This is a genomic window from Arthrobacter sp. cf158 (assembly GCF_900106835.1).
Taxonomy (GTDB): Bacteria; Actinomycetota; Actinomycetes; order Actinomycetales; family Micrococcaceae; genus Arthrobacter.
Genome location: NZ_FNNR01000028.1, coordinates 1 through 1,613 on the forward strand (window position 1 = coordinate 1; position 1,613 = coordinate 1,613).

General features: G+C 57.0%; 1 rRNA gene. It reads right to left on the reverse strand.

Features of this window, described 5'->3' with window-relative positions:
- Positions 1-89: 89 nt before the first annotated feature.
- Positions 90-1,612, reverse strand: a 16S ribosomal RNA gene (locus tag BLW08_RS23585).
- Position 1,613 lies beyond the last annotated feature (1 nt).

Below are 1,613 nucleotides of genomic sequence, written 5' to 3' on the forward strand. Positions count from 1 at the left end.
CCGCAGAACAGACGCCTGCGCAATGGGCAACACTGACAACCACCACCACACCCATGCAGGCACAGCAGCAATCATTAGCAGCTCCTTAGAAAGGAGGTGATCCAGCCGCACCTTCCGGTACGGCTACCTTGTTACGACTTAGTCCCAATCGCCGGTCCCACCTTCGACGGCTCCCCCCACAAGGGTTAGGCCACCGGCTTCGGGTGTTACCAACTTTCGTGACTTGACGGGCGGTGTGTACAAGGCCCGGGAACGTATTCACCGCAGCGTTGCTGATCTGCGATTACTAGCGACTCCGACTTCATGGGGTCGAGTTGCAGACCCCAATCCGAACTGAGACCGGCTTTTTGGGATTAGCTCCACCTCACAGTATCGCAACCCTTTGTACCGGCCATTGTAGCATGCGTGAAGCCCAAGACATAAGGGGCATGATGATTTGACGTCGTCCCCACCTTCCTCCGAGTTGACCCCGGCAGTCTCCTATGAGTCCCCGCCATAACGCGCTGGCAACATAGAACGAGGGTTGCGCTCGTTGCGGGACTTAACCCAACATCTCACGACACGAGCTGACGACAACCATGCACCACCTGTAAACCGACCGCAAGCGGGGCACCTGTTTCCAGGTATTACCGGTTCATGTCAAGCCTTGGTAAGGTTCTTCGCGTTGCATCGAATTAATCCGCATGCTCCGCCGCTTGTGCGGGCCCCCGTCAATTCCTTTGAGTTTTAGCCTTGCGGCCGTACTCCCCAGGCGGGGCACTTAATGCGTTAGCTACGGCGCGGAAAACGTGGAATGTCCCCCACACCTAGTGCCCAACGTTTACGGCATGGACTACCAGGGTATCTAATCCTGTTCGCTCCCCATGCTTTCGCTCCTCAGCGTCAGTTACAGCCCAGAGACCTGCCTTCGCCATCGGTGTTCCTCCTGATATCTGCGCATTTCACCGCTACACCAGGAATTCCAGTCTCCCCTACTGCACTCTAGTCTGCCCGTACCCACTGCAGAACCGGAGTTGAGCCCCGGTCTTTCACAGCAGACGCGACAAACCGCCTACGAGCTCTTTACGCCCAATAATTCCGGATAACGCTTGCGCCCTACGTATTACCGCGGCTGCTGGCACGTAGTTAGCCGGCGCTTCTTCTGCAGGTACCGTCACTTTCGCTTCTTCCCTACTGAAAGAGGTTTACAACCCGAAGGCCGTCATCCCTCACGCGGCGTCGCTGCATCAGGCTTGCGCCCATTGTGCAATATTCCCCACTGCTGCCTCCCGTAGGAGTCTGGGCCGTGTCTCAGTCCCAGTGTGGCCGGTCACCCTCTCAGGCCGGCTACCCGTCGTCGCCTTGGTAGGCCATTACCCCACCAACAAGCTGATAGGCCGCGAGTCCATCCAAAACCACAAAAGCTTTCCACCACCATGACATGCGCCAGATGGTCGTATCCGGTATTAGACCCAGTTTCCCAGGCTTATCCCAGAGTCAAGGGCAGGTTACTCACGTGTTACTCACCCGTTCGCCACTAATCCACCCAGCAAGCTGGGCATCATCGTTCGACTTGCATGTGTTAAGCACGCCGCCAGCGTTCATCCTGAGCCAGGATCAAACTCTCCGTTGAA